The following is a 6,587-nucleotide window of genomic DNA, read 5'->3' as shown; positions in this document are numbered from 1 at the left end:
CGCTGGGGCGGGGGGGGGGCTTCGCGCGGGGGCCGTGGGGGGGGGGCGGGGGGGGGGGGGGGGCCGGGGGGGGGGGGGCCGGGTGGGGGGGGGGGGGGGGGGGGGGGCGGCCCCCCGGCCCGACCGGGGTGGGGTGCGGGTCGGTCAGCCGCCCAAGACCTTCACGTGGGACCGCTGGATGGTCGTGTTGGCGAACTCGGCGTGGCCGGTCGCGGCGCGGTGGTCGGTGTGCCAGGTACTGCCGATGATGCCGTGTTCGGCGATCTCCGGGTTCGGGTCGGCGTCGGTGACCCACGGGCTCCGCTTTCCGCAGGTGAGGCACTCGGCGAACGACACCTCGACCGTGACGCCGCTGGTGATCCGGGTGTTCTGCACGTGGGCGACGGCGGCGGCCAGGTCGTCCGGGGCGGCGGGTGCCGGCGGGACGACGGGCACCTCGTCGGGGGCGAGGCGCCGGAGCTGAATGCCGCCGGCGTACTCGGCATCCCGCACGTGCGGTTCGGTGAGGGCGTTGCTGCGGGCGTCGTAGTGGTCAAGGCCGGTGGCGTGGTGGATCACCTGCTCGTCGCTGTTGTAGACGGCCCAGGTGTTCGACTTGACCTCCGTCCCGGGGTTCTCCTGGCGGAGGACGAGCGGTCGGCGGGCCTGGCGTGCGGCGGCGTGCACCGCGCTGGACGGCTCGGCGTTGCCGGCGGTGATGAGGGAGTACAGCCGCTCGGCGACGTCTGCTGCGTCGTAGGTGGGGTTGAACGGGGACGGGTAGGCGACGGTGCGGCCCCAGCTGTCGGTGGCCGTGGCCCTGTGCGTCCAGCGCGCCCCGGGGTGGGGCGTGATGGTGACGGTGTAGCCGGCGGCGTCGCCGCTGTTCTTCGAGAAGCTCTCGGCCGCGCCCATGGCGATGGCGTAGAAGGCGCGGGTGAACTCCTGGAGGCGGGTCGAATCGTCCTGTTCCTCGCCAGCCGCGGTGGTGCTCGCCTCGGCCGGACGGGCCGTGACGTCGGTGTTCCTCGCCAGCGTGAGGGGGTGCTCGGCGTGTGCGTCGCACAGGTGGGTGTCGGTGCGGTGCCGGGGGTTGGCCCCGCTGGTGTAGCGGATGACGCGGGTGGCGGGCTCCTGGCATCCGTGGTGGCGCCGCTCGGAGGCGGGGTGTTCGCACTGCCCCTCGGGCGTGACCGCCGGCGTCTCCTCCACGGGGTCGGTGCCGGCCGCCGGGGCCGTGGCGGGCTCCTGCGCGGCGGCGGGGTAGAGGTAGTACCAGTGGGTGGTGTCGATCTGGACGCAGTACTTCTCGCCGGGCTCGACCTCGACGAGCTTCGCGTCCTGGTAGCGGTCGAGGGCCTGCCAGGCGTGGGCGGCCTGGGCGGGGACGAGGGCGCCCCGGCTCTCGTCGTACATCTCCGCCCTCGTCAGCTTCATGGCCAGGGTGGCGATTCGCTTCTTGTGGTTCTTGGGGATGGTGGTGGTCATTACCCGCCCTCTCATTCGATGACGTAAATCTATGGGTCGGCGGACGGCGCGGTCAAGTCGCGGCCGGTGAGCGCCGTGCCGCCGTCGTTACGGGGCGACGGCGGCACGGTGATGCGGTGGGACGGGCCGCCCTGATCAGCGACTCAAGCGACCCAAATCCCGGCAGGGCGTCACGAACAGGCCGGGCGTCCAGCCGGGTTGGCTGGGAGGACGCCCGGCGGTCAGTCGTCCTGGTCCTGGTCGTTGTACTCCGCGCAGCACGCCTCGCAGGAGTCCTGACGTTCGCCTTCGTGGTCGGGGCAGATCCGGGTCCAGGTGACGGCCGGGTCGTCGGCCGGCGCCTCCGCCTCGGCGTTCTGCTCCGCCGCGTAGTTGGCCACGTCGACGGCGCAGTCGTAGGCGTACATGCAGCCCTCGTCGCCGAACACCCCCCACTCGTCGCGGCCGCTGGCGCCCGCGCACTCCTTCGCCGGGTCGCCGGCGGCGTCGGCCCGGGGGGTGCGGCCGTGTACGCAGGCGGGACGGACGGCGATGCAGGCGGGGCACCGGTGCGCGGCGGCGGGGATGCGGGCCCACGGGACGGCGGGGGCGCCGTGGTCGGTCAGGCGGGTGCCGCAGGCGGCCGAGGTGGGGGTGACGCGGCGGTGGTGGCCGGTGCAGCCCACGGCGTAGGCCGTGGTCCACTCTCCGGGGACGTCGGCGGCGGCGTCGGGCATGAGGAGGCCGGCGGATTCGACGCGGCCCCGGTGGACGTTCGGGCCGGCCACGTACTCGGTGACGTACCCCTGGGGCACGCGCCAGCCGTAGCGGAGCAGGACGGCGCCGAAGTCGTAGTCGTCCTGGGGTGGGGTGGTGAACGTGGCGATGGGGTCGGTGCCGCCGCCGATCTCGTAGATGCCGTACCGGTCCTCCCGCTCGTCGGGGCCGGGGCCGTGCTTGACGCCCATCGCGACCTGCACGCGGTACTTCGTGGCGGCCGGCCGCGCCGGCGGGGCGACCGGCTTCGGGTTGGTGACGGCCTCGATGGCCTCGCGGCGGGTGTCCCTGCCGCTGACGACGGGTTCGCGGCGGCCGCCGGTGCGGATGCGCTCGATGTTCCAGGAGCCGGGGCCGGCGGCGAAGCGGGTGGTGCGGTAGCGCTGGCCGTCGTGCTCGAACTCGTACGCGGGGTAGCTGCCGGTGTCGATCTTGGTCAGCTTCGGCAGGGTGTTCATGGTGGGTCCTCTCGGCTGGGTGGGGCCCGGCCGCCGCCCGGCGGCCGGGCCGGGGTGGTCAGCGGCTGGGGCTGGCGGTGCTCTGGAAGGCGGTGCGCTTCATCTCGCGGCGGAAGAAGAGCTGGTGACCGGTGGCGCGGGCGTGCTCGTCGTGCCAGGTGTGGCCGAGGGCGCCGTACTCCGTGCGCTCGGCGACGGGGCTGGTGGTGACGATGACGGGGCCCTGCTGGTGGCAGGTGCGGCACTCCGCGAACGTGGCCTTGGTCGTGAGGTGCCAGGGCATCCGCCCGTCGAGGACGTTGATCACCTCGCGCTGCGCGGCGTCCTGGTGGCCGTCCGCCGGGGTGGTGGCCACGGGCGCGGTGTACGGCTCGGCGGGCACCGGGGCCTTCCCCATGTCCTGGTAGGCGAACTGGGCGGTGGACGTCTTGATCTGGTCCACCTTGTTGTCGTACTGGTTCTGGTGGGCTCGCTCGGCGTCGTCGAGGTCGGCACGGTTGATCCGGCGGCTCACCACGCCGCCGAAGAGGCGGACGACGGTGGCGACGACCCCGTTCTCCCGCTCGGCCCGCCGGATGGCGCGGTTGAGGTCGTCGTGGGTGGGGGCGAAGACGCGGAGCAGCGGCTCTTCCGTCTCCGGGTGCGAGAGCTGGTGCCAGTCGGACGGGTTGGGTGCGCGCTCGGGGACGGTGGGGGCGGCCCACCGCTCGGCGATGGCGGCGATCTGCTCGGTGCTGTAGCCGCGCGCGGCGAGGAGGGAGCGGGCCTCGGGGGTGTTGAACGGGTTGTCGTCGTCTCCTTCGGCTTCGGCCTGCTCGGCGGCGGCCTTCTCCTTGGCCAGTGCGGCGGCGGCGGCCTTCTCGGCGACGGTGGGGCGGCGCAGCGTGAAGTAGCTCGCGCCGCAGTTCAGGATGGTGAGCTTCTCGCCGTCGCTGCTGAGGACGAGGCGGGCGCGGCGCCAGGCGTGCAGTGCGGCGCGGGCGGTGTCGGTGTCGGTGGGCAGGTTCTCGCCGGAGGCGTCGTCGTAGCGGGTGACGACGGTGTACTCGCTGAACAGCCGGTCGATCTGGTTGGTGGCGTTGCGTCGGATCGTCTTCATGGGGGCCTCTCCCTCGTCCCTTTCGATGACCTAAATCTATGACAGGGAGGGGGGTGAGGCAAGCTCTACCGAGCGGCGGAATGCCGTAGGCCCGTCACCCCGTGGATACGGGGTGACGGGCCTACGGACGTTCGACGCGGGCGGCGGCCGCCGTCAGGCCGGGCCGTGGACGATCCGGCCGCACTCCTGGCCCTCGGCCCACTGGGAGACTTCGCGCTCCGTTCGCGCGCGGGCCTCGGCGACCGACTGCCGCAGGTTCGCCGCCCACCGGGTCTTCCCCCGGGCCTGGTTGCGGTCGGCGCGGCGGAGGAGGTTGGCGGCATTGTGGCCGTCGTTGTAGACGGAGTAGAGGGCCGCCTGCCGTGCGCACGTGACGCCGTCGAGGTGCGTGAAGGCGGTGCCCTCGCACCCGTCCTCGCATGCCGGCATGCGGACGAGGAGGTCGTAGTTGGGGTTGTCCGGGCCGACCACCAGGTCCTCGGCCCCGCCCGGGCAGCCGGGGATGCGGATGACCACCTCGGCGAAGCCGTCGTGGGCGAAGGCGGCCCGGCGGGCGGCCTCGCGGCGGTCGGCGGCGTGACGGGCGGAAAGTGCGCCGGCGGCGGTGAGGTGGCCGTAGCCCTCGGCGGTGCGATAGGTCCAGGCGATGGTGGCGCCGTCGCGTTCGACGGCGCGCACCTCACGGGCGCCGGCGACCTCGGCGGTGATGCGGGCCTTCGCCTCGCGGGTGGTGCTGATCGTGGAACCGGTCATCTCGCATCCTCCGGCCAGGTGGGTTGCGGGGGCGTGAAACACCCCCTTTCGATGGCCTAAATCTATTTCCAGAGGGTGGGTGAGGCAAGCTCAGCCCGGCCGTAACGCCGTAGGCCCGTAGCCCCGTGGGTACGGGGCGACGGGCCTACGGCGTGGGCGTGATCGGCTACGGGGCCACCACCCGGTCCGTGAGGAAGACGGGCGGGAGCATGGGGAGCAGCGATGCGCGGATGGCGGCCACGGCCTGGTCCACGGCCTCCTGCTCGGGTTCGGCGTCCTGGGGAGCCGCAGCTCGGGAGAGGGCGTCGGCGATGACGGGGGCGCGCCGGCCGGACAGCTCCGCCTTTCGGATCTGGGCGAGGACGGTGAGGGCCGAGGCGAGGAGGTTCTGAGGGGCCGTGGGGTGGGCGAGGTCGCCGGCGTGGACGACGACGTGGTTGAGGACTTCGAGGTGGGCGCGGCCAACGAGGACCTGGCGGCGGAGGTCGGCGGTGCGCATCTCCTCGACGGCGAACAGCACCATCTCCTCGCGCATGACGGCGGCGGCGAGGTGGCGGCGGGTGTGCAGCAGCTGGAAGGCGCGGCGGGCGACGTCGGCCCGGACGTCGGCGAGGGGCGTGGCGGTGGTGCTCATGTGCGGTCCGTTCTGTGGGGCGGGGGCCGGCCGCCGGGTGGCGGCCGGCCGGGCGGGATCGGCGGGTCACGCGGTGGTGTCGGGGCTGTACCTCGGCCGGGACGGCTCGGGGTCGCCGGCGACGACGGAGTAGCTCATGAGGCCGGCGGGGTCTCCGGTGATGGACACGGCCGCGTACTGGGCGCCGGTGTAGTGGACGGTGCCGCGCCGGGCCTCCCACCCGGCGGCCCTGAAAAGGGCCTCGATCGCGTCGAGGTCGCGGCCGGTCACGCGGGCGATGCCGGGGGTGCCGTTGGTGCGCACCTCGCACCCTTCGGCACCAGCGGCGTTGAGGACGTCGAGGGCGGGACCGATGGGGGCGGTGTTGCGGACGCCCGTGCCCGGTACCTCGTACTCGTACCCCGGGGCGTGGTTGGGGGTGTGGGTGACGGCGTGGAGGTTGACAACGGGGCCGCCGCCGAGCGGCTCGACGCGCACGTGGGCGCCCTCGGGGTCCATGCGGGTGATGACGGCGCCGCCGAGGATGTCGGCGGTGAGGGTCTTGAGGACGCTCGCGGGGGTGAGCGGGGCGTACTCGGCGGGGGTGTCGACGCCGTCGAAGGTGAAGACGACCGCGCGGGAGGGCTGTTCGCGCTCGTCGTCGCCGAGGCGGCCCAGGCGGCGGGCCTCGCTCTCGGCGGCCGCGCGGGCCTCGGGGTACGCCTTGCTGGGGGAGGTGTTGACCAGGCGGGCGGCGCGGTCGCGCCCCTTGCGGGTGAGGTGGGTGCTGGCGGTGCCGGCGGCGGTCACGCGCTCCTCGGCCAGGCCCCGGCGGACGAGGGCGGTGGTGGTGCCGCGTGAGGCGAGCACCTGGTGGTTCTGGGTGACGAGGGCGCCGACGATGGCCTCGTCCATGGCGGCGGTCGGCCCCTCGTCGACGTTGCGCTTGCACTGGGTGTGCCGGCGGCCGGTTCCGGCGGCCTGCTCGACGGCGGCGGCCTTGGCCTCGGCCATGTCCTCGTACTCGCCGATCAGCGTGCCCGGTCCGATCCGGCAGGGGCATCCGTCGTGGATGGTCGTGATGGTGGTGGTGACGCAGCCGCCGGGCTTGCGGTAGGCGCGGGTCGCCACGCGGATCTTGGTGGTCTTGGCGTCCATGGGGGTTCCTTCCGGGTGTCGTCCGGGCCACTCCCTTTCGATGACCTAAATCTATGTCAGGAAGGGTGGTGAGGCAACCGGCCGGGAGGTGCGGACGGCGACGGGCCCCCGTATCACCGTCGCTACGGTGGCACGGGGGCCCGTCAGTACGGGGGTCAGCCGCCGGGGCCTGCCCCTGTGTCCGGGGCGCCGGCCGCCGGTTGTCTGGGCTGCGGGCCGGCGGGCGTGGGCCGGGGCTTGGTCTTGCCAGTTCCTTGCAGGGACATGCCAGATTCCTTTCGGG

General features: G+C 73.8%; 6 protein-coding genes. All 6 read right to left on the bottom strand.

Annotation, left to right across the window (positions count from 1 at the left end; translation table 11 throughout):
* Positions 1–144 precede the first annotated feature (144 nt).
* Positions 145–1,467 (bottom strand): hypothetical protein, encoded by a 1,323-nt coding sequence (locus tag ACZ6Z8_RS30545; RefSeq protein WP_465613280.1) that lies wholly within the window; start codon positions 1,465–1,467, stop codon positions 145–147.
* Positions 1,468–1,688: 221 nt separating this feature from the next.
* Entirely contained in the window at positions 1,689–2,681 is a 993-nt protein-coding gene (locus tag ACZ6Z8_RS30540; RefSeq protein WP_465613279.1) for a hypothetical protein, read from the bottom strand.
* Between the two features lie 58 nt (positions 2,682–2,739).
* Positions 2,740–3,780 carry a hypothetical protein gene (locus ACZ6Z8_RS30535; protein WP_465613278.1) on the bottom strand — a complete coding sequence of 347 codons (1,041 nt, stop codon included), beginning with the start codon at positions 3,778–3,780 and terminating at the stop codon, positions 2,740–2,742.
* A gap of 153 nt (positions 3,781–3,933) precedes the next feature.
* Positions 3,934–4,533 carry a hypothetical protein gene (locus ACZ6Z8_RS30530; RefSeq protein WP_465613277.1) on the bottom strand — a complete coding sequence of 200 codons (600 nt, stop codon included), beginning with the start codon at positions 4,531–4,533 and terminating at the stop codon, positions 3,934–3,936.
* Positions 4,534–4,699: 166 nt separating this feature from the next.
* A complete protein-coding gene (locus tag ACZ6Z8_RS30525) occupies positions 4,700–5,167 on the bottom strand; it encodes a hypothetical protein (RefSeq protein WP_465613276.1) in 468 nt (155 codons plus the stop codon).
* Positions 5,168–5,233: 66 nt separating this feature from the next.
* The gene (locus tag ACZ6Z8_RS30520) at positions 5,234–6,304 is read right to left on the bottom strand and encodes a hypothetical protein (protein WP_465613275.1); all 1,071 of its coding nucleotides are present in this window, start codon (positions 6,302–6,304) and stop codon (positions 5,234–5,236) included.
* Positions 6,305–6,587: the final 283 nt, after the last annotated feature.

This window comes from Kitasatospora sp. NPDC101108, assembly GCF_055584725.1.
Note: the sequence above shows the minus strand (reverse complement) of the source record. Positions and strands in the feature narration are given on the sequence as shown.